The 24,514-nt window shown below is 42.1% G+C and carries 23 protein-coding genes; all 23 read left to right on the forward strand.

All coding sequences use genetic code 11. The features are described 5' to 3' along the window. Nucleotide 1: 1 nt before the first annotated feature. The 23 genes from MKX97_RS05810 (at nucleotide 2) to MKX97_RS05920 (ending at nucleotide 24,475) form a co-directional block, all read left to right on the forward strand. Complete coding sequence (locus MKX97_RS05810) at nucleotides 2-2,077, forward strand: chemotaxis protein CheA (protein ID WP_342537165.1); 2,076 nt, start codon at nucleotides 2-4, stop codon at nucleotides 2,075-2,077. Between the two features lie 18 nt (nucleotides 2,078-2,095). After that, complete coding sequence (locus tag MKX97_RS05815; RefSeq protein ID WP_009497376.1) at nucleotides 2,096-2,563, forward strand: chemotaxis protein CheW; 468 nt, start codon at nucleotides 2,096-2,098, stop codon at nucleotides 2,561-2,563. Continuing rightward, on the forward strand, nucleotides 2,553-3,185 hold the full coding sequence (locus MKX97_RS05820) for a chemotaxis protein CheC (protein WP_340758555.1): 633 nt from the start codon (nucleotides 2,553-2,555) through the stop codon (nucleotides 3,183-3,185). The genes MKX97_RS05815 and MKX97_RS05820 overlap by 11 nt, the downstream gene beginning before the upstream one ends. Further along, nucleotides 3,186-3,680 carry a chemotaxis protein CheD gene (locus tag MKX97_RS05825; RefSeq protein ID WP_340758556.1) on the forward strand — a complete coding sequence of 165 codons (495 nt, stop codon included), beginning with the start codon at nucleotides 3,186-3,188 and terminating at the stop codon, nucleotides 3,678-3,680. A gap of 122 nt (nucleotides 3,681-3,802) precedes the next feature. After that, nucleotides 3,803-4,582, forward strand: coding sequence for a FliA/WhiG family RNA polymerase sigma factor (locus MKX97_RS05830; RefSeq protein WP_340758557.1), 780 nt, complete (start codon nucleotides 3,803-3,805; stop codon nucleotides 4,580-4,582). Then, nucleotides 4,579-4,878, forward strand: a complete 300-nt coding sequence (locus tag MKX97_RS05835; RefSeq protein WP_009497372.1) for a hypothetical protein — start codon at nucleotides 4,579-4,581, stop codon at nucleotides 4,876-4,878. Before MKX97_RS05830 ends, MKX97_RS05835 begins: the two co-directional genes overlap by 4 nt. 6 nt (nucleotides 4,879-4,884) lie before the next feature. Further along, entirely contained in the window at nucleotides 4,885-5,379 is a 495-nt protein-coding gene (locus MKX97_RS05840; RefSeq protein WP_009497371.1) for a YlxL like protein, read from the forward strand. 151 nt (nucleotides 5,380-5,530) lie between these two features. Continuing rightward, a complete protein-coding gene (gene rpsB / locus MKX97_RS05845; protein ID WP_040758243.1) occupies nucleotides 5,531-6,271 on the forward strand; it encodes a 30S ribosomal protein S2 in 741 nt (246 codons plus the stop codon). Between the two features lie 90 nt (nucleotides 6,272-6,361). After that, complete coding sequence (gene tsf, locus MKX97_RS05850) at nucleotides 6,362-7,249, forward strand: translation elongation factor Ts (RefSeq protein ID WP_342537167.1); 888 nt, start codon at nucleotides 6,362-6,364, stop codon at nucleotides 7,247-7,249. A gap of 80 nt (nucleotides 7,250-7,329) precedes the next feature. After that, the gene (gene pyrH / locus MKX97_RS05855; protein WP_221836048.1) at nucleotides 7,330-8,055 is read left to right on the forward strand and encodes a UMP kinase; all 726 of its coding nucleotides are present in this window, start codon (nucleotides 7,330-7,332) and stop codon (nucleotides 8,053-8,055) included. After that, a complete protein-coding gene (gene frr / locus MKX97_RS05860; protein ID WP_009497367.1) occupies nucleotides 8,055-8,612 on the forward strand; it encodes a ribosome recycling factor in 558 nt (185 codons plus the stop codon). The genes pyrH and frr overlap by 1 nt, the downstream gene beginning before the upstream one ends. 132 nt (nucleotides 8,613-8,744) lie before the next feature. Then, nucleotides 8,745-9,536: an isoprenyl transferase gene (locus MKX97_RS05865; protein WP_009497366.1), complete on the forward strand. Its 792-nt coding sequence runs from the start codon at nucleotides 8,745-8,747 to the stop codon at nucleotides 9,534-9,536. Beyond that, on the forward strand, nucleotides 9,533-10,327 hold the full coding sequence (locus MKX97_RS05870; RefSeq protein ID WP_221836047.1) for a phosphatidate cytidylyltransferase: 795 nt from the start codon (nucleotides 9,533-9,535) through the stop codon (nucleotides 10,325-10,327). The genes MKX97_RS05865 and MKX97_RS05870 overlap by 4 nt, the downstream gene beginning before the upstream one ends. 21 nt (nucleotides 10,328-10,348) lie before the next feature. Continuing rightward, nucleotides 10,349-11,494: a 1-deoxy-D-xylulose-5-phosphate reductoisomerase gene (gene dxr / locus MKX97_RS05875; protein WP_342537168.1), complete on the forward strand. Its 1,146-nt coding sequence runs from the start codon at nucleotides 10,349-10,351 to the stop codon at nucleotides 11,492-11,494. 45 nt (nucleotides 11,495-11,539) lie between these two features. Continuing rightward, nucleotides 11,540-12,799: an RIP metalloprotease RseP gene (gene rseP, locus MKX97_RS05880; RefSeq protein ID WP_009497363.1), complete on the forward strand. Its 1,260-nt coding sequence runs from the start codon at nucleotides 11,540-11,542 to the stop codon at nucleotides 12,797-12,799. Nucleotides 12,800-12,817: 18 nt separating this feature from the next. Next, on the forward strand, nucleotides 12,818-14,512 hold the full coding sequence (locus MKX97_RS05885) for a proline--tRNA ligase (protein WP_342537169.1): 1,695 nt from the start codon (nucleotides 12,818-12,820) through the stop codon (nucleotides 14,510-14,512). A 48-nt stretch (nucleotides 14,513-14,560) separates the two neighbouring features. Next, nucleotides 14,561-18,883 (forward strand): PolC-type DNA polymerase III, encoded by a 4,323-nt coding sequence (locus MKX97_RS05890; protein WP_342537170.1) that lies wholly within the window; start codon nucleotides 14,561-14,563, stop codon nucleotides 18,881-18,883. Between the two features lie 544 nt (nucleotides 18,884-19,427). After that, a complete protein-coding gene (rimP, locus tag MKX97_RS05895) occupies nucleotides 19,428-19,898 on the forward strand; it encodes a ribosome maturation factor RimP (RefSeq protein ID WP_009497359.1) in 471 nt (156 codons plus the stop codon). Between the two features lie 112 nt (nucleotides 19,899-20,010). Beyond that, on the forward strand, nucleotides 20,011-21,222 hold the full coding sequence (gene nusA, locus MKX97_RS05900; protein ID WP_040758240.1) for a transcription termination factor NusA: 1,212 nt from the start codon (nucleotides 20,011-20,013) through the stop codon (nucleotides 21,220-21,222). A gap of 20 nt (nucleotides 21,223-21,242) precedes the next feature. Next, a complete protein-coding gene (locus tag MKX97_RS05905; RefSeq protein WP_342537172.1) occupies nucleotides 21,243-21,521 on the forward strand; it encodes a YlxR family protein in 279 nt (92 codons plus the stop codon). Continuing rightward, nucleotides 21,518-21,865 carry a YlxQ family RNA-binding protein gene (locus tag MKX97_RS05910; RefSeq protein WP_009497356.1) on the forward strand — a complete coding sequence of 116 codons (348 nt, stop codon included), beginning with the start codon at nucleotides 21,518-21,520 and terminating at the stop codon, nucleotides 21,863-21,865. The genes MKX97_RS05905 and MKX97_RS05910 overlap by 4 nt, the downstream gene beginning before the upstream one ends. After that, a complete protein-coding gene (gene infB, locus MKX97_RS05915; RefSeq protein WP_342537173.1) occupies nucleotides 21,843-24,200 on the forward strand; it encodes a translation initiation factor IF-2 in 2,358 nt (785 codons plus the stop codon). Before MKX97_RS05910 ends, infB begins: the two co-directional genes overlap by 23 nt. Then, nucleotides 24,197-24,475, forward strand: coding sequence for a DUF503 domain-containing protein (locus MKX97_RS05920; protein WP_009497354.1), 279 nt, complete (start codon nucleotides 24,197-24,199; stop codon nucleotides 24,473-24,475). The genes infB and MKX97_RS05920 overlap by 4 nt, the downstream gene beginning before the upstream one ends. Nucleotides 24,476-24,514 lie beyond the last annotated feature (39 nt).

A 24,514-nucleotide genomic window follows, 5' to 3' on the forward strand; every position in this document is an offset into this window, starting at 1 on the left:
ATTGGATACGAATCAGTATTTGGATATGTTCATCGAAGAAAGTAAAGAACACTTGCAAGCATGTAACGAACAATTGCTTGCTTTAGAAAACAACCCGGACGATCTAGGAATTGTCAATGAAATTTTCAGAGCAGCCCATACATTGAAAGGTATGTCCGCAACTATGGGCTACGAAGATATAGCAGACTTGACACATAAGATGGAAAACGTCTTGGATGCCATCCGTAATTCCAAAATTAGCGTAACAACTGAAATATTGGATGTCGTATTTGAAGCTGCCGATGATTTAGAACTGATGGTGCTCGATATCGAGGCAGGCGGTAATGGGAAAAAAGACGTAAGTGTCTTAGTGGATACTCTAAATCGAATTGAGGCGGGAGAACCGCTTGACTTAGAAGAAAATGCACCAATTGCTGCCACTACGGAAGAGAGTGCAACCGCAGTCGTTACGTCGTCAGGAATTCACTACGATGACTTTGAATTGACGGTGATCTCGCAATCATCGGAACAAGGTTTTAATGCCTACGAAATAACTGTTGAGTTACGTGAGGATTGTCTGCTGAAAGTAGCCCGGGTGTTCATGACATTTGAGATCTTAGAAAAATCCGGCGAAGTAATCAAAACCGTTCCGACTGTAGAGAAGCTTGAAAACGAAGAGTTCGATCAAAACTTTACGATTGTCTTATTGACTCATGAAGATGCGGACGACTTGAAAGCTAAAATTATGAAGGTTTCAGAAATCGAAGACGTTCGTATTAAGCATATTACAGATGAATATATCAAGAAATATAAACAAATCGAATTTGAACAGCATGATGAGCAACCGCAAGAAAAACCAAATATCGCAGACACCCTTCCTGCGGCAACAGAGAAAGCAAAAGCTGCGCCAAAGGAAGCTACTCAAGTCAAGAAGACGAATCACGCCTCTTCAAATAAGACTATCCGAGTAAACATCGATCGTTTAGACATCTTAATGAACTTATTTGAAGAACTCGTCATTGATCGGGGGCGCCTTCAATCGATTGCAAGTGAGTTGCATAACCCCGAATTGAATGAATCAGTGGAAAGAATGACGAGAGTTTCAGGCGACCTACAAAATATTATATTAAATATGCGGATGGTTCCTGTGGAGACAGTTTTCAATCGGTTCCCTAAAATGGTTCGTACGTTGGCACGTGATTTAAACAAGAAAATAAATTTAGAAATCATCGGTGCAGAAACTGAACTCGATCGGACAGTTATCGATGAAATCGGCGATCCGCTCGTCCACTTAATTCGAAATGCGCTAGATCATGGCATTGAGAGTCCTGAGGAGCGTATTGCGAAAGGTAAGCCGGAAGAAGGCACTGTTACGCTGAGGGCTTATCATTCAGGGAACCATGTATTTATTGAATTGGAAGATGATGGTGCCGGAGTGAATCGTGAGCGCGTATTAGGCAAAGCGATCGAGCGAGGAATTGTAAGTGAAGAAATCGCGCCTACTTTATCCGACCGACAAGTAGCAGAACTGATTCTGGCATCTGGTTTCTCAACTGCTGCAGCGATTACAGACGTCTCGGGACGCGGAGTTGGTTTGGATGTTGTGAAAAGCACAATCGAGTCACTTGGCGGCCATATTTCGATTGATTCCAAAGAAGGTAAAGGCTCGTTATTCCAAGTTCAATTACCGCTAACACTATCAATCATTTCCGTAATGCTAGTGGAATTAGATCAAGAGATATATGCAATCCCTCTCTCTTCAATCATTGAAACGGCAATCGTTCAAAAATCAGATATTTTGAACGCTCACAATCAGCCAGTCATTGATTTCAGAGGAACTATCGTGCCGTTGGTGGATTTAAAAGAGATTTTTGAAATGGAAGATCGTCGCGAAGAGGAAGATTTCCAATCCATCGTAATTGTGCGCAAAGGAGAAAGTCTAGCAGGCTTGGTCGTAGATTCATTTATCGGGCAACAAGAAATTGTTTTGAAATCGCTTGGAAACTACTTGCAGAGTGTTTTTGCAATATCAGGCGCCACCATACTCGGAAACGGCCAAGTGGCATTAATTGTCGACTGTAATGCACTGATTAAATAAATCGAGGTGACTAGAAGCATGGCAAAAGCTGTTGAAGTAAGTGATATGAAAGTAATTGTCTTCCAACTGATGAATAAGGAATATGCGATTGGTTTGGATGTGGTGGAATCAATTGAGAAATCTTTATCCATTACACGGGTACCTAGAATGCCTTCATATGTTAAAGGTGTGTTGAATTTGCGAGGTGTCGTGACGCCAGTAGTAGATTTACGTGAACGCTTTGATATGGAACCAAAAGAATTTGATGAATCAAGCTGCATTATTATCGTTTCACATGCTGATTCGGAAGTTGGTTTAATCGTGGACGACGCCAATGATGTCATGGACGTACCTACAAGCGTGATTGGACCTCAGCCGGAAGTAGTCGGTTCTGTAGAATCAGAATTCATTTCTGGGGTGGCTAAAGTGGATAAACGTCTGCTCGTCATGTTGAATTTAGAAAAAGTGCTTCAACCGATCAAAAAGGCGAATGCAGATGAACTCTGACAATGAAATTACTGAAATGCATCTCGATGTGTTAAAAGAAATCGGCAACATAGGGGCAGCTCATGCAGCGACATCTTTGTCTCAGCTGCTAGGGCATAAGATTGATATGCGGGTCCCAAATGTAGAGTTGGTTTCCTTTGATGAAATGTTCGAACTTGCAGGAGGCACTGAAAAGATTGTTGCTGGGATTTTCTTGCGAATTGAAGGAGATTTGACTGGCAGTATGTTCTTCGTGTTGACGATTGAATCCGCTACAGAGTTTATTCGTAAATTGATCGGCGATCCAACATTTATGTTTTCCCAAGTAGAAGATTTAGGTTTAGGTGCTTCTGCATTGCAAGAATTAGGTAATATTCTTTCAGGTTCTTATTTATCTGCACTTTCCGATTTCACTTCTTTGAATATTTATCCAACCGTGCCTTCTTTGAGTGTGGATATGGTTGGTGCGATCGTCAGTTTTGGGCTGATTGAAGTATCTCAGTACAGCGATGAAGTCATTGTCATCGAAACTGAAATTTTGCAAGAAGGGGAACAAGGTATTTCGAGTTTAGCGGGACATTTTTTCTTATTACCCGACCCACCCTCGTATCGCACGATTTTCAGTTCTTTAGGTGTTTTGTAAATGCTGAATACAAAAACAGTAGTACGTGTCGGGATTGCGGATATGAATATAGCCAAAACACCCCAGACAATCCGTACGTCGGGTCTGGGCTCGTGTGTAGGCGTAGTGCTATACGATAAAACAAAACAAATTGCAGGCATGGTCCACGTCATGTTGCCTGATAGCCAATTAGGAAAATCCACAAAAATAAACGCCGCTAAATTTGCGGATACCGGGATTTACGCCATGATGGAAATGTTAAAAGCCAAAGGAGTTCGGCCATTTAGTCTGAAGGCGAAAATTGCTGGCGGCGCACAAATGTTCCAATTTGGTTCCAATGACACGATCAGAATCGGTCCAAGGAATGTAGAAGCGGTAAAAGCAGAATTGAAAAGACTTTCCATTCCTATTGTGTCAGAAGATACCGGGGGATCGAGCGGACGAACGATTGAATTTGATCCGGAAACTTGTATTCTCCATGTACGTACCGTTAACGCGGGTACGCAGGAAATCTAAGCGTTCAATGTAAAACAGAGGCGGCTATTTCATTAGTCGCCTTTCTTTATGGAGATTTGCTATACTACTAGATAAGAGATAAAAGTAGACAGACGGTAGCTGACAGGAAAGGCGTGAATTCGATGACAAAGCAAGAGACGACTGAACGGCATCAGTGGAAGTTATGGCTCGAAGACCGTGATCCTGATGCAGGTGACGCACTAGTCCAACTATACACACCATTAGTGAACTATCACGTTCAACGAATTAGTGCGGGATTGCCGAAAAATGTCTCGCGAGATGAAATTAAATCTCTAGGCTATCAAGGCCTGTTTGATGCTTTAACAAAATTTGACCCGACCCGAGATTTGAAATTCGATACGTATGCATCCTTTCGTATCCGAGGAACAATTATAGATGGCTTGCGTAAAGAAGACTGGCTATCGCGTTCTTCCAGAGAAAAGTCGAAAAAGTTGGATGAAGAGATCAGCAAACTCGAACAATCTTATTTACGGTCCGTGACGCCTGAAGAAGTCGCAGATCATCTTGGCGTGACAGCGGATGAAGTTTACCAGACTGTTCATGAACAGTATTTTGCTAACGTTTTGTCGATTGATGAAAAGATGAACGATGACGACGAGCAGAATGACCAAACGTTTGTCTTACGGGATGATCACACAAAAACACCAGAACAGTTAGCTGTCAAAGAAGAATTAATTAGGGATCTGGTGATAAAAATTAAAGAGTTGAATGAAAATGAACAGCTTGTTTTAAGTTTATTTTATCAAGAAGATATGACACTAACGGAAATAGGTGAAATTTTAAGTTTATCAACTTCTAGAATTTCTCAGATTCATTCGAAAGCTTTGTTTAAATTGCGTTCATTGTTGGCAGCTGAGATTACGGATGGAGGGATTTTATGAGCTTGAAAAGTATCGAATTGCAAATTGCCATACCTAAAACGTTTGAAGCAGGTAAAATTGCTGAGCAAAAACAGCAACAATCACAAATTGCACAGCAACATGCCAATACGTCGATGGAAAAACAAGTGATTAAAAACCAAGAAACTGTCCTTGAATCCGATCCATATGCCAAGCTGGATGCTGACGACTCCCAACCTGATGAGCAATCTGAACAGCAGAAGAGAGAAAAACAGGAGAAAGCGGAACAGCGAGTTAAACATCCTTTTAAGGGCTCGTTTTTCGATTATAATGGGTGACATATCATGGGAATCGTAGTAGCTATTTTATTTATTTTACAAATCATTAGTTTTATGATTATGACCTTACTGTATATGAAAGTCTCCAAATTCAATAACTTGGAGAAAAAACAGCAAAAACTTATGCACGAGATGGATCAGTCTATCATGGCTTATTTGGCAGAAATCAAAGAAGAAAATGATCGGTTGATTGAACAGTTGAATAAAAGACCGGTGAATAAACCGTCATCTAAGGTTGCTTTTCCACAGACTCATTCACAGAATGAAGAAACTGCTGCTGAACCAGAAAAAGTTCAGCAAAAATCACATCCAGTCCCTGTTCAATTCGCATTGCGTTCGTATCAGAAGAATGCTGCCACGACAGATTCTTTAGAAATGGCTCCATTAAGTGATCGGGACAAGGCGAAACAGCTTCTTGCAGAAGGTAAGTCGGTACAGGAAATTGCAAAGGAGCTTGGAAAAGGTCAGACTGAGATCGAATTATTATTGAAATTTGGCTAAAACAATTGGCTTCTGTTGCAAAAGGTTTATATCTGTGTTATTTTAGTAGATGGTATTACTACACACGTGTGCGGAAGAAAGAGTTGGTGCCATTATGGTCGCTTTTTCGCAGGAAGTACACGGAGGACAAAAACCAATAGGAGGAATTACCATGTCAGTAATCTCAATGAAGCAATTACTAGAAGCAGGTGTTCATTTCGGACACCAAACACGCCGCTGGAACCCGAAAATGAAGAAATACATTTTTGTGGAGCGTAACGGCATTTACATCATCGATCTACAAAAGACGGTGAAAAAATTAGAGGAAGCTTACAACTTCATGCGCCAAGTCGGTGCTGATGGAGGAAAAGTCCTTTTCGTAGGTACGAAGAAACAAGCACAAGAAGCGATCAAAGAAGAAGCAGAACGTGCAGGAATGTACTACATCAACCAACGTTGGTTGGGTGGAACATTAACAAACTTTGGTACAATTCAAAAGCGTGTAGCACGCATGAAAGCTATTGAGAAAATGGAAGAAGACGGCACATTCGACGTACTTCCTAAGAAAGAAGTTTCTCAATTAAATAAAGAACATGATCGTCTGGTGAAATTCCTAGGCGGTATCCGTGATATGAAAGGATTGCCAGATGTAATTTTCATCGTGGATCCACGTAAAGAGCGTATCGCGGTAGCTGAAGCAATCAAATTGAATATTCCACTCGTTGGAATCGTAGATACTAACTGTGATCCGGACGAAATCGACTATGTCATCCCGGCGAACGACGATGCAATCCGCGCAGTACGTTTACTTACAAGCAAAATGGCAGATGCTTTGATTGAATCCCGTCAAGGTGAAGACGATGAAGCGACTGCTGAAACAGCGAACGAAACAGAAACTGTAGCTGCAGACTAATGTAAATGATGAGACGATAAGCGGCGTACCCCTTATCGTCTTTTTTTAAAGTAATATTTGTAAATGAATTTTATTAGGAGGAATTCTCAAATGGCAACAATTACAGCCCAAATGGTTAAAGAACTTCGTGAAAAAACAGGCGCAGGTATGATGGACTGCAAAAAAGCACTAAGTGAAGTTAATGGCGATATGGAAGCAGCTATCGATTTCTTGCGTGAAAAAGGTCTTTCAAGCGCAGCGAAGAAAGCAGATCGTATTGCTGCTGAAGGTGTAGCGAATATTTTAGTTCAAGGTAACGAAGCAGTAATCCTTGAAGTGAACGCTGAAACAGATTTCGTAGCGAAAAACGAAGGATTCCAACAATTAGTTAAAGAACTTTCTGAATTCTTGCTTGCAACTAAGCCGGCAACAGTTGAAGAAGCGAATGAAGCTAAAATGGACAGCGGTTTGACGGTATCTCAACATATCTCTAATGCAGTAGCTAAAATCGGAGAGAAAATCACTCTTCGTCGTTTTGAAATTCGTACAAAAATAGATGCAGATGCATTCGGACCTTACTTGCATATGGGCGGACGCATTGCGGTTCTAACTGTTCTTGAAGGATCAACAGATTCGGACGCAGCGAAAGATGTAGCGATGCACATTGCAGCGATGAACCCTAAATACATTTCACGCGATCAAGTGTCTGAAGAAGAAGTAGAGCATGAGCGTAAAGTATTGACTGAACAAGCGTTGAATGAAGGTAAGCCTGAAAACATCGTAGCGAAAATGGTTGAAGGCCGCCTTGGAAAATACTTCGAGGAAATTTGTGTGCTAGACCAAGCTTTCGTTAAGAACTCTGATCAGAAAGTCCGCGATTTCGTTAAATCAACAGGCGGAACATTAATCGAGTTTATTCGTTATGAAGTGGGCGAAGGTATTGAGAAGCGTGAAGATAACTTTGCTGACGAAGTAATGAGCCAAGTTAAAGGAAACTAAGTCTAAAACCAATCGTACAGAGGGGCACATCCATTATGTGTTCCTCTTTTTTGAGAATAGGGAATTGCAGGAGGGTCTAAATGAGTAATCCAAGATATAAACGGATCGTGTTAAAGTTAAGTGGAGAAGCATTAGCAGGAGAACAAGGGTATGGTTTGTCTCCGGAAGTTGTAAAATCAGTTGCCAGTCAGGTAAAAGAAGTCGTAGAACTAGGCGTAGAAGTTGCTGTAGTTGTGGGCGGAGGTAACATATGGAGAGGTAAAGTCGGAAGTGAGATGGGTATGGACCGTACGACTGCCGACTATATGGGGATGCTAGCTACGGTAATGAACTCTCTAGCATTGCAAGATGCTCTTGAAAAGCTTGGACCTGAAACGCGCGTAATGTCCTCCATTGACATGAGACAAGTGGCAGAACCTTACATACGCCGAAAAGCTATCCGTCATTTGGAGAAAAACCGTGTTGTTATTTTTGCTGCCGGAACAGGAAATCCGTATTTTTCTACTGATACGACAGCCGCTTTACGTGCTGCAGAAATTGAAGCAGATGTTATTTTAATGGCGAAAAATAATGTAGATGGTGTGTACTCAGCAGATCCAATGAAAGATGCTAATGCGACAAAATATTTAGAGCTATCCTACTTAGAAGTGATCAGTCAAGGTCTGGAAGTTATGGACTCAACAGCTTCAACCTTATGTATGGACAATGATATACCGCTCGTAGTATTCTCAATTATGGAAAATGGTAACATTAAAAAAGCCGTGCTTGGAGAAGACATTGGTACGGTGGTCAGGAGGAATAAATAATGACAAAAGAAATTATGAATCAAACGAGTGAACGTATGGAAAAAGCACATAGTGCGTATACAAGACAATTGGCATCGATCCGAGCTGGAAGAGCCAATGCTAGTTTATTGGACAGAATTTCTGTCATCTATTATGGTGCACCGACGCCTCTAAACCAAATGGCTGGGATTTCAGTACCTGAACCACGCCTTATTGTTGTTCAGCCATACGATAAAACGACGATTGGTGAAATTGAAAAAGCAATTATGAAATCTGATATCGGTATCACACCATCAAACGATGGATCAGTGATTCGTTTAGCTGTTCCCGCGTTAACAGAAGAGCGCCGTAAAGAACTTGTGAAAGAAGTTAAGCGTGAAGCAGAAGACGCAAAAGTAGCTATTCGTAATGTCCGTCGTGATAGTAATGAAGAACTGAAGAAGATTGAAAAAGACGGAGAAATCACAGAAGATGAGTTACGTCGTTACAATGATCAAGTACAGAAAATGACGGATGACTTCATCGAGAAAATCGATCAGACTGCAAAAGATAAAGAAAACGAGATTTTAGAAATTTAAGTATAGAACTTTCTATAAGGAGGAGCGTCCTACTTTTAGGACGCTCTTTTCCGTCTTTTGCATGCTATTTACTATGCAATTTGGTAGGATAGGCTGTAGGAGTATCCGAAAAGAGCCAAGTGGAGGAACGCTATGCTTAGAAAACTAATGCGAAAAAAAACGGCAAACATTCAGTTATTGGATGAACGAATCGACGCCGTAAAAAAAAGACAGATTCCTCTCCATGTCGCAATCATCATGGATGGAAATGGAAGATGGGCGAAGCAAAGGAAAATGCCACGAATTGCTGGTCATCATGAAGGGATGAAAACTGTCCGTCAAATTACCAATTTCGCAAATGAACTGGGTGTTAAAACTCTGACTCTCTATGCATTTTCTACCGAAAATTGGAAACGACCTAAAATTGAAATCGACTTCTTGATGAATCTTCCCGGCGAATTCCTTAATACATATTTACCTGAGTTAATGGAAAAAGGAATAAAGGTAGAAATGATCGGAAATATGGATGCACTTCCTGGACATACTAGAAAAGCCATCACAAAAGCGATCGAAATAACGAAGGATAATAAAGGACTTATATTGAATTTTGCCATGAATTACGGTAGTAGATTAGAATTGGTTCATGTTATGAAGCAGCTTGCACAAGAAGTAACAGACGGCGCATTACAAACGGATGATATAGATGAAAATCTGATCAACTCCAGATTAATGACAGCTCACTTACCTGAACCGGATTTATTAATCCGCACGAGCGGAGAAGTTCGTCTGTCCAATTTCATGTTATGGCAACTTGCATATGCAGAATTTATCTTTACTGATGTGCTGTGGCCAGATTTTAATGAAGAAAGTTTGTTACAAGCGATTGAAGAGTTCCAACATCGAGATCGTCGATTTGGAAGCTTGGAAGGAGATCAGAAGGGATGAAACAAAGAATCATAACTGCAATCGTAGCACTTGCATTTTTTGTCCCAGTCGTCGTAATGGGAGGATTGCCTTTTATTATTGCGATCTATGCAATTTCTACGATTGGTTTATATGAGTTACTTCGCATGCGGAATATGTCCATTTTCTCGGTTCGTGGCTTTCTAGCATGGTTGCTATTACTCGTCATCTTATTGCCTTCCAAATGGACTGAACAAGTGGAAGGCAATCTTCATTTAGAGAAGTTGGAAATGGTATACGTATTGGTCTTATTGCTGTTGGTCTACACGGTGCTAGTGAAAAACCGTTCAACTTTTGAAGACGTCGCATTTTCTGCAATGAGTGCTTTATATGTAGGGATTGGTTTTTATTATTTAATCGAAACGCGTTTATTTGGTTTGGAGTACATCGGTTATGCGTTGTTGATCATCTGGTCGACCGATTCCGGCGCATATTTTGTCGGGCGCAAACTTGGTAAACGTAAACTGTGGCCGGAAATCTCTCCGAACAAAACGATTGAAGGATTTATCGGCGGAATTATATGTGCGGTTCTCTTAACACTTATCTACAATCTATTTTATCCTATCGCAAATTCCTACGTGACGTTCATTCTAGTTACCGTTGTGGCATCTATTGTAGGTCAGATTGGGGACTTGGTAGAATCAGCATTGAAACGATATTATGATGTGAAGGATTCAGGTACTCTATTACCTGGACATGGCGGAATTATGGATCGATTTGACAGTTTGCTGTTCGTCTTGCCATTACTTCATTTTGTTCAGTTCGTAGGTTAATGGAAAGGAAGTTAGAGAAATATGAAGAAAATCAATTTGCTCGGGGCGACTGGTTCGATCGGTACCCAAACACTCGATATTATTGGAGCCAATCCAGAGTTGTTCACATTGGTTTCAATGTCTGCAGGAAAGAACATGGACAAAGTGAGAGAAATTATTGCACAGTTCAAACCAAAGTTGGTATCGGTGTTAGAGCAAACAGATGCAGAGCGTTTACAAGCTGAATTTCCCGATGTAAAGATCGTTTTCGGTGAAGACGGTTTAATCGAGGCAGCAGTAGGTTTTGAAGCGGATGTATTGCTGAACTCTGTAATTGGCAGTGTTGGGCTTAAACCTACACTCGCTGCAATTGAAGCAGGTATGACAATCGCGATTGCCAATAAAGAAACATTGGTTGCTGCAGGGGATCTGGTCGTACAGGCAGCTAAACGCCATAATGTACCTTTGGTGCCTGTAGATAGTGAACACTCTGCATTATTTCAAGCATTGAATGGAGAAAATCCAAAACGTATTACTAAATTGATAATAACCGCTTCTGGCGGCAGTTTCCGAGACTCTACTAGAGATCAACTTCAAAATGTGACGGTTGAGCAAGCTTTGGCACATCCTAACTGGTCGATGGGGAATAAATTGACGATTGATTCCGCAACAATGATGAATAAAGGATTAGAAGTGATCGAAGCGCATCACCTATTTGCAATGCCGTATGATCAGATAGAGTGTTTACTGCATAAGGAAAGCATTATCCACTCGATGGTGGAGTTTGAAGATACGAGTGTCATGGGCCAACTCGGCTCACCAGATATGCGTGTGCCGATTCAATATGCATTGACCTATCCGGACCGTATTCCGATGGCGAATGCAAAGCGTCTTCGATTAGATGAAATCGGTAAACTTCATTTTGAAAAAATGGATTATGAGAGATTTAAGGCCCTTGCTTTTGCATATGATGCAGGTAGGGAGGGGGGCACTATGCCGACAGCGATGAATGCGGCAAACGAAGTGGCTGTTCAGTTGTTCATGGAGGGACATATCTCCTTCATGCAAATCGAAGACATCATTGAACAAATGATGGAACAACATGAGACGATAAAAGAGCCGAATTTAGAAGAGATTTTGGAGACAGATCGCATTACTCGAAAAAAAGTGTATGGTATAGTAAAGTAACGAGATTAATTTTAGGCTGTGATGGCCGATGAAGGTGGTTACTGAATGGAAACCGTTATTGCGTTCATTGTAATATTCGGGACACTTGTAGCATTTCATGAGTTTGGACATTTTCTCTTCGCTAAAAGAGCAGGGATCATGGTACGTGAATTCGCTATAGGGATGGGGCCTAAAATATTAGCGATTCGAAAAGGGGAAACACAATATACCATTCGCTTGCTTCCGCTTGGTGGATATGTGCGGATGGCAGGAGAAGACTTTGATACAGTCGAATTGCAGCCAGGCTTTCGAGTTGGCTTGTTGCTAAATGCGCAAGACGAAATAGAAAAGATTTATTTAAATCGCAATGTGTCCAATCCGAATATTTTGAATCTGGAAGTAGAAAAATCAGATTTGGATAAAGAGTTATATATTGAGGGATACGATGAAGATGGAAAATTAGTACGTCTAAAAATTGCTAGAACTGCTATGATTATAGAAAAAGGACAAGAAACATTAATTGCTCCTTATGATCGGCAATTTGAATCCAAGTCACTTGGCAGCAGAGCGATGGCTATTTTCGCAGGACCGCTTTTCAACTTTATTTTAGCGTTCTTTATCTTTCTGGCACTTGGTTTACTGAATGGTGTGCCGACCAATGAACCGATTATTTCTGAAGTGAAACCTGATACGCCAGCACAAATGGCAGGTTTAAAAAAGGATGATCTAATAACAGGTGTCGATGGGAAATCAATAGACTCATGGACAGAGTTTTCTGAAGCAATTCAGGAAAGCCCTGGTGTTCCTATGGCTTTGGAAGTGGAAAGGGCCGGAGAAACAGTTTCGTTAGAAGTAATTCCGGAGACAATTGAAGATGCAGGACGTGAATTCGGTCAAATAGGTGTGATTTACTCTAGTCCTTTAGAAAAAGGTATCATTAAATCTGTGGTGTTCGGAGCAGAACAGACTTATACATGGACTGTGAAAATATTTGAGTTGTTAGGCATGCTCGTAACAGGTCAATTTACAATTGATGCATTGTCAGGACCAGTCGGCATTTATAAAGCGACTGAAGAAGTAGCACAGTATGGTATTTTCAATTTAATGAATTGGGGAGCCGTATTAAGTATCAATTTAGGGATTATGAATTTACTCCCGCTGCCAGCTCTTGATGGTGGAAGATTATTGTTCTTCTTATTCGAAGGCTTACGTGGAAAACCGATCGACAAACAAAAAGAAGGCATGGTGCATTTTGTCGGTATTATGTTGCTGATGGTCTTGATGCTTGTTGTGACATGGAATGACATTCAACGATTTTTCTTCTAAAAAAGGTGGAAGCATATCATGAAACAATCGAAAACATTTATACCAACGATGCGAGAGACCCCGGCAGATGCAGATATTCGTTCCCATCAATTGCTCCTGCGGGCAGGATACATCCGACAGAATGGGAGCGGTATCTACACATATTTAACGCTTGCTCAAAGAGTCTTTCGCAAAATCGAAAAGATCATACGTCAAGAAATGGAAGCGATCGAAGGAGTTGAAATTTCCATGCCCGCGTTGCAACGAGCGGAATTATGGAAAGAAACCGAACGCTTAGATTCATTTGGAGATGAATTATTTCGACTTCGAGATCGACATGATAAAGAATTTGTTCTCAGCCCCACAGATGAAGAAGTAATCATTTCTTTGTTGCGTGATGAAGTAAGATCCTACAAAAAATTGCCTTTGACACTATTTCAAATTCAAACGAAATTCCGCGATGAGGATAAGCCGCGTTATAGCTTGCTTCGTAACCGGGAGTTTATTATGAAAGATGCTTATTCATTCCATGCTACACAAGAAAGCTTGGATGAAAAGTATTTAGAGGTAATGCAGGCGTACACGAATATATTGACGCGCCTAGGTATGCATTTCAGAATGGTTATCTCGGATGGCGGTGAAGGAGCGCATGAATTTATTGCCTTGGCTGAAATCGGTGAGGACAAGATTGCCTATAGTGATAGTTCGACATACGCTGCCAATATTGCAATGGCAGAGGTCAATGTAGAATATGAGACATCAGAGGAAAAACTGAAAGAAACAACTAAGATTGCAACGCCGAACCAACGGACAATTGAAGAATTAATTGAGTTTCTTGCTATCGACCCTGAGTTAATTCTGAAATCGTTAGTTTATAAAATTGACGAAGAACTTTCGGTCGTTGTGTGTCGTGGCGATCATAGTATTAATGAACATAAATTAAAAAAAGCACTGAATGTAGAAAAGGTAGAGTTGGCATCTGAACAAGAAATTGAGGAATTGCTTGGCTGTCACGCGGGTTCAATCGGGCCGGTAAAACTTCCGGTGGGTGTCAAGGTGTTTGCGGACCATGCTGTAGCATCTGTTGTTAATGGAATAGCAGGTGCCAATGAAGATGATTATCATCTCATTAATGTTAATCCGGAGCGCGACTTTGCTATCGATGATTATTTAGATATCCGTTATATCCAAGAAGGAGAAGCATCTCCAGATGGTATGGGCTCCATTAAATTTGCAGAAGGTATAGGGATTGGCCACATATGTAAACTGGGAACTTCTTATAGTGAGCAAATGAAAGGGAACTTCTTAAATGAGCATGGAAGAGCTAAACCTTTCATCATGGGAAGTTACGAGCTAGGGATATCTCGTTTAATCGCAGCCATTGCTGAACAGTTCAATGATGAATACGGTTTGAAATGGCCAAAACATCTAGCTCCATTTGATATCCATCTGGTAACAGTCAATGTTAAAGATGAAGTTCAAAAACAACTGGCGGATGAATTGTATGCGGTATTGGAATCCTATCGATATGATGTGCTGTACGATGACCGTGCCGAAAGAGCAGGCGTAAAATTCGCAGACTCTGACTTGATTGGTTTGCCGGTACGAATTACAATTGGTAAAAGAGCCGCTGAAGGAATTGTAGAAGTGACATTCCGTCAGAGCGGAGAGTCTATAGATTGGCAAAAAGAAGAAGTCTTAGAAAAGTTGCAATCCTTCTTCAGTGCAGATTAAAAAGGAAGGGGAGTCCGTTAACGGAACTTCCCTTCTTTTCGCGATAGATTGGAGGAATTTATATTGGATGCTGGAAAGAAGTTTTTAACTTTGTTGCAGCAGTCAGGCTTAACGGATGATCAATTAATGCCTTATTTTCAAAATGGAGAACTGAACCGTGTGACGGTACATAAGAAGTCGAGAGTGTGGAAGTTCAATATCACACTGGATGAAGTGTTACCTCTTGATGTTTTCCGTTTAATGCAACAGCGTGTTCACGAAGCATTTGCATCAATAGCAAATGTCCATCTACAAATAGAAAGCCGTAAAACATCCGCGGATGAGCAGTTGATCAAAGCCTACTGGCCGCTTGTAGTGGAAGAATTGGCTGATATTTCACCGCCCCTTCGTCAATGCTTAGTGGAGCAACTGCCGACGTTACACGGTGAAAAATTATTGATTAATTGTCAGAGTGATTTGGAATGCCAGACATTGAAAAATAAATATGTAGCACCTTTAGCGAATCTTTATCAACAATTCGGGTTTCCTCAATTGACAGTTGATGTGACTATTGAAGAAAATCAAAATGCTAAAGAAGAGCTTCAGCAATTTCTTTCTCAAAAACAACAAGAGGAAGAAGAACTGTCAAAGAAAGCATTTGAACAGTTACAGCAACGTGAAACGATGAAGAGCGAACAAGGAGATTCCGACCGTCCGTTAATACTGGGTACTCCAATTAAGCAGGGCGAGGCGATTGTACCCATTCATGAAATTCAAGATGAAGAACGCAGGCTGATCATTGAAGGGTTTGTATTTGACGCTGAGATTAGAGAACTTCGGAGTGGCCGCTCGCTATTGACGCTAAAAGTAACAGATTATACCGACTCAATTTTAGTGAAGATGTTTTCGCGTGACAATGAAGATGCGGAATTAATGAAATCCTTTAAAAAGGGAATGTGGGTACGCGCAAGAGGAAGTATTCAAAATGATACATTCGTTAGAGATTTGATCATGATGGCGCAAGATTTAGCTGTTATATCTTCGATTGAGCGAAAAGACAAAGCCCCTGAGGGACAAAAACGCGTGGAATTGCATGCCCATACATCGATGAGTCAAATGGATGCTGTCGTGTCAGCTCAAGCCCTAGTCGCGCAAGCCGCCAAATGGGGGCACACCGCGGTTGCAATTACGGATCATGCGAATGTTCAGTCCTTTCCCGAAGCTTACAATGCAGGGAAAAAGCATGGAATTAAAGTGTTATTCGGGTTAGAAGCCAATCTTGTAGACGATGGTGTACCGATTGTTTACGAAGAACAACATAGACTGTTAGAGACGGATACGTATGTAGTATTTGACGTGGAAACCACTGGCTTATCTGCAGTGTATGATACGATTATCGAGCTTGCCGCAGTCCGTGTACGGGGCGGAGAGATTATTGATCGTTTTGAACGTTTTGCTAATCCCCATCATCCCTTGTCGTCGGTTACAACAAACTTGACAGGTATCACGGATGATATGGTCAAAGATGCGCCTGAAGTATCCGAAGTTATGGCGGATTTTATTGAGTTCATCGGCGATGCTGTGCTAATTGCCCACAACGCTTCATTTGATATGGGTTTTTTCTACGCTTCTTGTAAACGGGCGAAAATTGAAACGCCCGCATATCCAGTGATCGATACATTGGAGCTTTCACGTTTTCTTTACCCGGAATTGCGTAATCACCGTTTGAACACACTCGCTAAAAAGTTCGATATCGAATTGACGCAGCATCACCGGGCGATTTACGATACAGAAGCTACTGCGTATCTTTTCTTAAGGTTATTAGCAGACGCGCAGGAAAAAGGAATTGAATGGTTGGATGACCTGAATAAAAACATTGGTGAAGGCGATGCCTATAAACGTTCACGCCCATCTCACTGTACGTTGATCGCAACTGATAATGAAGGGTTGAAAAACTTATTCAAGTTGGTTTCCATTTCACATATGGATTTCTTCTATCGTGTCCCGCGTATCCCGCGTTCTTTATTAGTGAAGCACCGCAACGGGCTATTAGTAGGATCAGGATGCGACAAAGGCGAAGTATTTGAAGGGTTAATGCAAAAACCGATGGAAGAAGTCGAAGAAATTGCAAGTTTTTATGATTACTTAGAAATCCATCCGAAACCTGTCTACTCGCATTTACTGGAACTAGATTTGATTCGTGACGAATGGAACTTAGAAGATATTATGCGTAAAATGCTTAAGCTCGGTAAAAAGACCGGCTTACCGGTTTGTGCCACTGGCAATGTTCATTACTTGGATGAGACGGATGCTACGTATCGTAAAGTCTTGGTTCGCTCGCAAGGAGGCGCCAATCCGATGAACCGTCATTCACTCCCGGCTGTTCATTTCAGGACAACAGATGAAATGCTGAAGGAATTCGAATTTTTAGGTGAAGAAGCGGCGAAAGAGATTGTCGTAGAGAACCCGCTGAAGATTGTAGAGCGTGTTGGTGAAGTTAAACCGATAAAAGATGATTTATATACACCTACGATAGAAGGCGCTGATGATGAAGTCCGTGAGTTGACGTACTCAATGGCTCGACGTATTTATGGAGACACGTTGCCGGAAATTATCGAGGCGCGTATTGAAAAAGAATTGACCTCCATTATTGATAATGGATTTGCGGTTATTTATTTAATTTCGCATAAACTTGTGAAAAAGTCTTTGGACGATGGCTATTTGGTCGGTTCACGTGGATCGGTAGGATCTTCATTCGTCGCGACCATGATGGAAATTACAGAAGTAAATCCGATGCCGCCTCATTACGTCTGTCCTTCGTGCAAAACGAACGAGTTTTTCGATGATGGTTCTGTAGGATCGGGTTATGACTTACCGGATAAAGAATGCGAAAAATGTGGAACGATGTTTAAAAAAGACGGACAAGATATTCCATTCGAAACGTTCCTCGGGTTTGCTGGGGATAAAGTTCCGGATATTGACTTGAACTTCAGCGGCGAATACCAAGCGCACGCACACAACTATACAAAAGAATTATTCGGCGAAGATTATGTTTACCGAGCAGGAACAATCGGGACGGTTGCTGAAAAGACGGCCTATGGATATGTTCGCGGTTATATGAACGATAATGATTTGCAAATGCGCGGCGCGGAAATTGACCGGTTGGTGCAAGGCTGTTCTGGCGTAAAACGAAACACAGGACAGCACCCCGGCGGAATTATTGTTGTTCCGGATACGATGGACATTTTTGATTTTACGCCCATTCAGTTTCCGGCAGATGATATACAATCCAGTTGGCGCACGACGCACTTTGACTTTCATTCGATCGATAATAACTTATTGAAACTGGATATTCTCGGACATGATGATCCGACGATGATTAAAATGCTGGAGGATTTATCCGGTATTGATGCTAAAACGATTGCGCCAGATGATCCTGGTGTCATGGCATTGTTCAGCGGAACGTCTTCACTCGGCGTAACGGAAGAGCAAATCGATTGTAAGACGGGAACACTTGGCGTGCCCGAGTTCGGAACACGCTTTGTTCGACAAATGCTTGAAGAGACCAAACCGTCAACTTTCTCTGAGTTGATTCAGATATCAGGTTTATCCCACGGTACGGATGTATGGCTAGGAAACGCTCAGGAATTGATTCAGAATAAAACTTGTCAGCTTTCCGAAGTAATCGGTTGTCGGGATGATATTATGGTCTACTTGATTTATCAAGGACTGGAACCTTCGCTTGCCTTTAAGATTATGGAGTCGGTGCGTAAAGGAAAAGGGCTGACGCCTGAATTCGAAGCGGAGATGAAAGCGAATAAAGTACCTGGCTGGTATATCAGTTCGTGCAAGAAGATTAAATATATGTTCCCGAAGGCGCACGCAGCTGCATATGTATTGATGGCACTCCGTATTGCGTATTTTAAAGTGCACCATCCAATTATGTATTATGCTACCTATTTCACTGTGCGAGCAACGGACTTTGATTTGATGACGATGTCAAAAGGCTCTGCTTCAATCCGTGCAAAGATTAAAGAAATAAACGATAAAGGTCTGGATGCCCCACCAAAAGAAAAGAACTTGGTGACCGTCCTGGAAATTGCGCTGGAGATGGTGGAACGTGGATTTACATTTGCAAAACCAGATTTATATAAATCGGATGCGACGCAATTCATCATTGAAGACAACCAATTGATTCCGCCTTTTAACGCGATTCCTTCCTTGGGAACGAACGTAGCGAAGACGATCGTGGAAGCACGCAAAGATGGAGAGTTTTTATCCAAGGAAGATTTTCAGAAGAGAGGCCGAGTTTCCAAAACAATTGTCGAGTACTTAGATAATTTTGGCTGCTTGGAAGGAATGCCAGAAGCGAATCAATTATCGTTGTTCTAACGCTTGTAAATGGCTACATCATTTGCATTGTAAATAGCGTTGTGATACGATTGAGACAACTTTTGCTATACGTCTTACGGAAAAGAGTGGGGCTTCCCGCTCTTTTCTGTTGTTTATCTGAATTCAGCAGTGGAAATGCAAGTGTTTTTTTGTTCAATGGGTTTTCAAACTCCGGCTGAATCCAGATAAAGCCTCCGGCGGATGTCATCAAAGGCGGAGACGGCTGTTTAGCCCCGACAGGCGTTGGAAGGCTAGCAATAAAGGCGCTTATTGCCTTTACTGCTAGTCTGAAACGTCCCGAGGGTCTAGCCGTTGTAGCTGGATGTCATCAAAGGCGGAGACGGCTGTTTAGCCCCGACAGGCGTTGGAAGGCTAGCAATAAAGGCGCTTATTGCCTTTACTGCTAGTCTGAAACGTCCCGAGGGTCTAGCCGTTGCAGCTGGATGTCACGGATTTTGTAAGGAGTTAATTGTGCAAGCACAATTCAAAGTCCGGACACAATCACGCCGAGGCGTGATTGATTTTAATTTCGGGAGGGATACATTTGAGTAAAATTACAGAGGAAGTCGAACAGTTGACAAGTCCGATTGTAGAAGAATTGGGCCTTGAACTAGTAGACGTTGAGTTCGTAAAAGAGGGTCGAGATTGGTTTTTACGTGTTTATATTGATACGCCAGAAGGAAATATTGACATCGATCAATGTGCGGCGGTCAGTGAAAAATTGAGCGAGGAACTAGATCGCGTAGACCCGATAACACAGAATTACTTCCTTGAAGTGTCTTCTCCCGGAGCGGAAAGACCATTGAAAAAAGATGAAGATTTTGAAAAAGCAGTCGGCCAATATGTATTCATCAAAACTTATGAACCCATAGATGGTATGAAAGAATTCGAAGGGTATTTACTTGGATACGGGCCAGACTTCGCAAAAGTGGAAATACGAATCAAAACACGAAAAGTCTTAGTAGAAATTGATAAAACCAAAATTGCACTAGCCCGTCTGGCAATTGACTTTTAACTTAAAAGTGGAAGACGCCGTTTAGCCCCGTTAAGAATCGGAACTAAGATTTTTCAAAGAGTTCCATCACTATAAAGTGGCGGGATGATAATAGAATGTAGGAGTGATGAACATGAGTAGTGATCTACTCGAAGCACTGACAGCTCTTGAACAGCAAAAAGGTATTTCAAGAGATGTGTTGGTGGATGCGATTGAAGCGGCGCTTGTAACAGCGTATAAGCGGAATTTTAATCAGGCACAAAATGTCCGTGTTGATTTGAATTTAGATAAAGGTACGATGAAAGTCTATTCACGAAAAGATGTTGTAGAAGATGTGGAAGATGAACGTCTGCAAATTTCATTGGAAGATGCACAAGTCATCAATCCCGTATATGAAATCGGAGACATTGTAGAAGAAGAAGTCACCCCGCGCGACTTCGGACGGATTGCTGCACAAACAGCGAAGCAAGTCGTCACCCAACGTGTGCGTGAAGCAGAACGCGGCTTGATATACGAAGAGTATATCGATCGAGAAGAAGACATCGTGAACGGAATTGTAGAGCGAATGGATGCCAAGAACCTATTTGTTGGTTTAGGTAAAGTAGAAGCAGTCCTGCCTTCTAGCGAGCAAATCCAGACAGAAACGTATGCACCGCACGATCGGATTAAAGTATATATTACAAAAGTTGAGAGAACAGCAAGAGGACCTCAAGTATTTGTATCCAGAACACATCCCGGCTTGCTGCGTCGTTTATTTGAATTGGAAGTACCAGAGATTTATGATGGAACTGTAGAGATCAAATCCATTGCTAGAGAAGCTGGCGACCGTTCTAAAATTTCGGTGTACACGACAAATGAAGAAGTAGATCCAGTCGGTTCTTGTGTAGGTACTAGAGGTGCTCGGGTACAATCTATATCCAATGAATTGAATGGCGAAAAAGTCGACATTGTAGAATGGTCTGAAGACCCTGTAGTGTTTGTAGCGAATGCATTAAGCCCATCAAAAGTACTCGATGTTCAAGTAGATGAGGAAGAGCGTTCCACAACTGTTGTTGTTCCGGATTATCAATTATCTTTAGCCATCGGTAAAAGAGGTCAAAACGCAAGATTGGCCGCAAAATTGACTGGCTGGAAAATTGATATTAAGAGTGAAACAGATGCAAGAGAGTTGGGGGTCTATCCTCGCACTGAAGAAGAATTGAACGCATACAGTGTAGAGGAGCCAGACGGGGACACTGAAGATACAGGTGACTATCTGGAAGCATATGAGTATGAAGAAGAAACACCTGTCGAAGAGACAGAAGACTATGATTTATACGCAGATGTAGATACCAAAGAAGATTGATTGGAAAGGATTGCATGCTCATGTCGAACAATCGGAAAATCCCTTTGCGTAAATGTGCAGCTACAGGTGAAATGCTACCTAAAAAAGAAATGATCCGGATTGTCCGTACGAAAGAAGGAGAAGTTTCCGTTGATCTGACCGGAAAAAAGTCAGGCCGTGGTACATACGTATCCAAAACGGAAGATGCGGTAGAAAAAGCACGAAAACACCACTCAATTGAACATCAATTGGGTGCGAAAATTCCTGAGCAAGTGTACGATGACCTCTTACATGCCATTCGGCGAGAGGCGATCAAATGACAGATCCAACGAAGATCTATCAGCTGCTCGGTATGGCAGCCCGGGCACGGAAAATTGTGACGGGTGAAGACTTAGTCGTACGGGAAGTCCGTTCGGGACATGCAGAACTTGTCATCCTGTCAAAAGATGCATCTGCTAATACAATGAAGAAACTAACGAATAAATGTAATACTTACAACGTTGAGAAGCATGATTTCGGGAGTCGTGAAGACCTTGGGCATGCGATTGGTAAAGAAGCGCGAGTGGTCTTGGCGCTAACGGATAAAGGATTCGCCAAAAAATTATCCGAGCTCCTCAACGAATATAACCGGGGGTGGGCTAATGACGAAAATACGAGTACATGAATATGCCAAAAAGGTAAATAAATCGAGTAAAGATATTATTAATGAATTAGGGAATATGAAAGTGGAAGTCACCAATCATATGTCCGTAATTGATCCAGAAACAGTTACGAAGCTGGACAAGAAGTTCTCTGGCAACTCCAGAAACACGACTGGAACGACAAATAAGACAAACAACAACCAAAAATCCGACCGTCCGGCACAACGTCCTGCTGGAAATCGTCAAGGTGGAAATAACGCAGGTAAAAGTGCACCACAGCAATCGAATTCAGGACAGACAGCAGCGAAAGGCGGTGCGAACCGTACACAACAGCCTGCGAACCGTTCGAACCAAAATTCGAATCAAAGCAACAACACAGGAGCGAAACGCCCGGTAGGAGCTGGTAACCGAACACAAGGCGGTCAGCAAGCAGGCACAAACCAACAGCCAAAACAAGGTCAAGGTGCGAATCAAGCACGTTCAGGCGGCGGAGCTCGCGGTCGTGGAGGAAGACCACCTGCACGTGGAATTAACCAAGGACGCCGCAGATATCGTCCGGCAGTTCCAGCTCAAAAGATTGAGAAGCCACTACCAGAGAAAATCACTTTCTATGAGTCGCTATCAGTTGGCGAATTAGCTCAAAAACTGGGCAAGGAACCTTCTGAAATCATTAAAAAACTATTCATGCTTGGTGTCATGGCGACAATTAACCAAGAGCTTGATAAAGATGCAATCGAGTTAATCTGTGCTGAATACGGCGTAGAAGTGGAAGAAGAAATCAGAATTGATGTTACGGATTTGGAGATTTACTTTGAAGATCCGGATGAAGAAGAACAGCAGCCGGTCAATTTAGAAGAAAGACCTCCAGTTGTTACAATCATGGGTCACGTTGACCATGGTAAAACGACTTTGCTTGACTCCATTCGCGATACGAAAGTTACGCAGGGTGAAGCAGGCGGGATTACCCAGCATATCGGGGCTTATCAAATCAAAGAAAAAGGTAAGAAAATCACTTTCTTGGATACACCAGGCCACGAAGCATTCACTACAATGAGAGCACGCGGAGCTAAAATCACTGACTTGACGATTTTGGTTGTAGCAGCAGACGATGGCGTCATGCCTCAGACGATTGAAGCAATCAATCATGCAAAAGCAGCCGAAGTACCGATCATCGTTGCAGTTAATAAGATGGATAAACCAACAGCAAATCCGGATCGTGTGATGCAGGAATTGACTGAACACGGTTTAGTATCTGAAGACTGGGGCGGCGACACGATCTTTGTTCCGATTTCTGCCTTGAAAGGCGAAGGGATCGACCAGCTTCTGGAAATGGTGCTGTTAGTTGCTGAAGTCGGAGAATTAAAGGCAGACTCTTCGATCAGAGCAAGAGGTACTGTAATTGAGGCACAGCTCGACAAAGGTAAAGGATCAGCTGCAACACTGCTTGTACAAAATGGTACATTGCATGTTGGAGACCCTATAGTAGTCGGGAACACGTACGGTCGTGTACGTGCTATGGTCAGTGACCTGGGACGCCGAGTGAAGGAAGCGGGTCCATCTACACCTGTAGAAATCACTGGTTTAAGCGACGTACCGCAAGCTGGCGACCGTTTTGTCGTCTTTAAGGACGAAAAGACCGCACGTCAAATTGGTGAAGCACGGGCAGGGGAAGCTCTTCAAGAGCAGCGCGTAGAAAAAACACGTGTAACCCTCGACAATTTGTTTGATCAAATGAAGCAAGGCGAAATGAAAGAATTGAACTTGATCGTTAAAGCAGACGTTCAAGGTGCTGTAGAAGCAATGGCGGCATCCCTGATGAAAATTGAAGTGGAAGGCGTTAACGTTAAGATCATCCATACGGGAGCAGGAGCAATCAATGAATCCGACATTTCATTGGCAGCTGCTTCAAATGCGATTGTGATTGGATTTAACGTACGTCCAGATACCAATGCGAAACGTGCTGCTGAAGCAGAAGGTGTCGATATCCGTCTGCACCGCGTCATTTATAAAGTGATTGAAGAAATCGAATCTGCTATGAAAGGATTACTGGATCCTGAGTATGAAGAGAAAGTAATCGGTCAGGCTGAAGTTCGTGAGACATTTAAAGTGTCTAAAATTGGTACGATTGCGGGATGCTATGTGATAGATGGTAAGATTACTCGAGAATCCGGAGTACGGGTGCTGCGTGACAATATTGTCATCTTTGAAGGAGAGCTTGATACGTTGAAGCGATTCAAAGATGATGCAAAAGAAGTAGCAAAAGGTTATGAATGTGGTATCACGATTAAAAAATTCAATGATATCAAAGAAGGAGATATTATTGAAGCGTATGTAATGGAAGAGATTAAGCGAGTATGATTGTATACGCGGAATGTTCGTTTTTCATACCGACAGCCGCTTCCTTGAAAGAGAAACGTGCCGTTTTAAACCGGATGAGAGATCGGGTGAAAAACTCCTATAATGTCTCGGTAGCGGAAATTGATCACCAGGATTTATGGCAAAGAACTACTTTCGCATTAGTGGCGGTGGCATCTTCTAATGATGCTGCTGAACGCGAAGTGAGAAGAGCGATCCGTCTGTTCGAATCCAATCCAGATTGGGAAATGACCGCGTGTACAGTCGATTATCTATGAGATGATCAAATAGTTAATAATGGATAGAGGTGAATTTCC

This window comes from Sporosarcina sp. FSL K6-3508 (assembly GCF_038615825.1).
In the GTDB taxonomy this organism is placed as follows: domain Bacteria; phylum Bacillota; class Bacilli; order Bacillales_A; family Planococcaceae; genus Sporosarcina; species Sporosarcina newyorkensis.

Bases quoted from the DNA above. Each gene is read 5' to 3' on its own strand.
- dxr (WP_342537168.1), top strand. From the start codon at position 10,349: ATGAAGAAAATCAATTTGCTCGGGGCGACTGGTTCGATCGGTACCCAA.
- MKX97_RS05825 (WP_340758556.1), top strand. From the start codon at position 3,186: ATGCTGAATACAAAAACAGTAGTACGTGTCGGGATTGCGGATATGAAT.
- MKX97_RS05920 (WP_009497354.1), top strand. From the start codon at position 24,197: ATGATTGTATACGCGGAATGTTCGTTTTTCATACCGACAGCCGCTTCC.
- MKX97_RS05840 (WP_009497371.1), top strand. From the start codon at position 4,885: ATGGGAATCGTAGTAGCTATTTTATTTATTTTACAAATCATTAGTTTT.
- MKX97_RS05815 (WP_009497376.1), top strand. From the start codon at position 2,096: ATGGCAAAAGCTGTTGAAGTAAGTGATATGAAAGTAATTGTCTTCCAA.
- MKX97_RS05910 (WP_009497356.1), top strand. From the start codon at position 21,518: ATGACAGATCCAACGAAGATCTATCAGCTGCTCGGTATGGCAGCCCGG.
- rseP (WP_009497363.1), top strand. From the start codon at position 11,540: ATGGAAACCGTTATTGCGTTCATTGTAATATTCGGGACACTTGTAGCA.
- MKX97_RS05820 (WP_340758555.1), top strand. From the start codon at position 2,553: ATGAACTCTGACAATGAAATTACTGAAATGCATCTCGATGTGTTAAAA.
- MKX97_RS05865 (WP_009497366.1), top strand. From the start codon at position 8,745: ATGCTTAGAAAACTAATGCGAAAAAAAACGGCAAACATTCAGTTATTG.
- infB (WP_342537173.1), top strand. From the start codon at position 21,843: ATGACGAAAATACGAGTACATGAATATGCCAAAAAGGTAAATAAATCG.
- MKX97_RS05835 (WP_009497372.1), top strand. From the start codon at position 4,579: ATGAGCTTGAAAAGTATCGAATTGCAAATTGCCATACCTAAAACGTTT.
- MKX97_RS05905 (WP_342537172.1), top strand. From the start codon at position 21,243: ATGTCGAACAATCGGAAAATCCCTTTGCGTAAATGTGCAGCTACAGGT.
- MKX97_RS05830 (WP_340758557.1), top strand. From the start codon at position 3,803: ATGACAAAGCAAGAGACGACTGAACGGCATCAGTGGAAGTTATGGCTC.
- tsf (WP_342537167.1), top strand. From the start codon at position 6,362: ATGGCAACAATTACAGCCCAAATGGTTAAAGAACTTCGTGAAAAAACA.
- pyrH (WP_221836048.1), top strand. From the start codon at position 7,330: ATGAGTAATCCAAGATATAAACGGATCGTGTTAAAGTTAAGTGGAGAA.
- frr (WP_009497367.1), top strand. From the start codon at position 8,055: ATGACAAAAGAAATTATGAATCAAACGAGTGAACGTATGGAAAAAGCA.
- MKX97_RS05885 (WP_342537169.1), top strand. From the start codon at position 12,818: ATGAAACAATCGAAAACATTTATACCAACGATGCGAGAGACCCCGGCA.
- MKX97_RS05870 (WP_221836047.1), top strand. From the start codon at position 9,533: ATGAAACAAAGAATCATAACTGCAATCGTAGCACTTGCATTTTTTGTC.
- rpsB (WP_040758243.1), top strand. From the start codon at position 5,531: ATGTCAGTAATCTCAATGAAGCAATTACTAGAAGCAGGTGTTCATTTC.
- nusA (WP_040758240.1), top strand. From the start codon at position 20,011: ATGAGTAGTGATCTACTCGAAGCACTGACAGCTCTTGAACAGCAAAAA.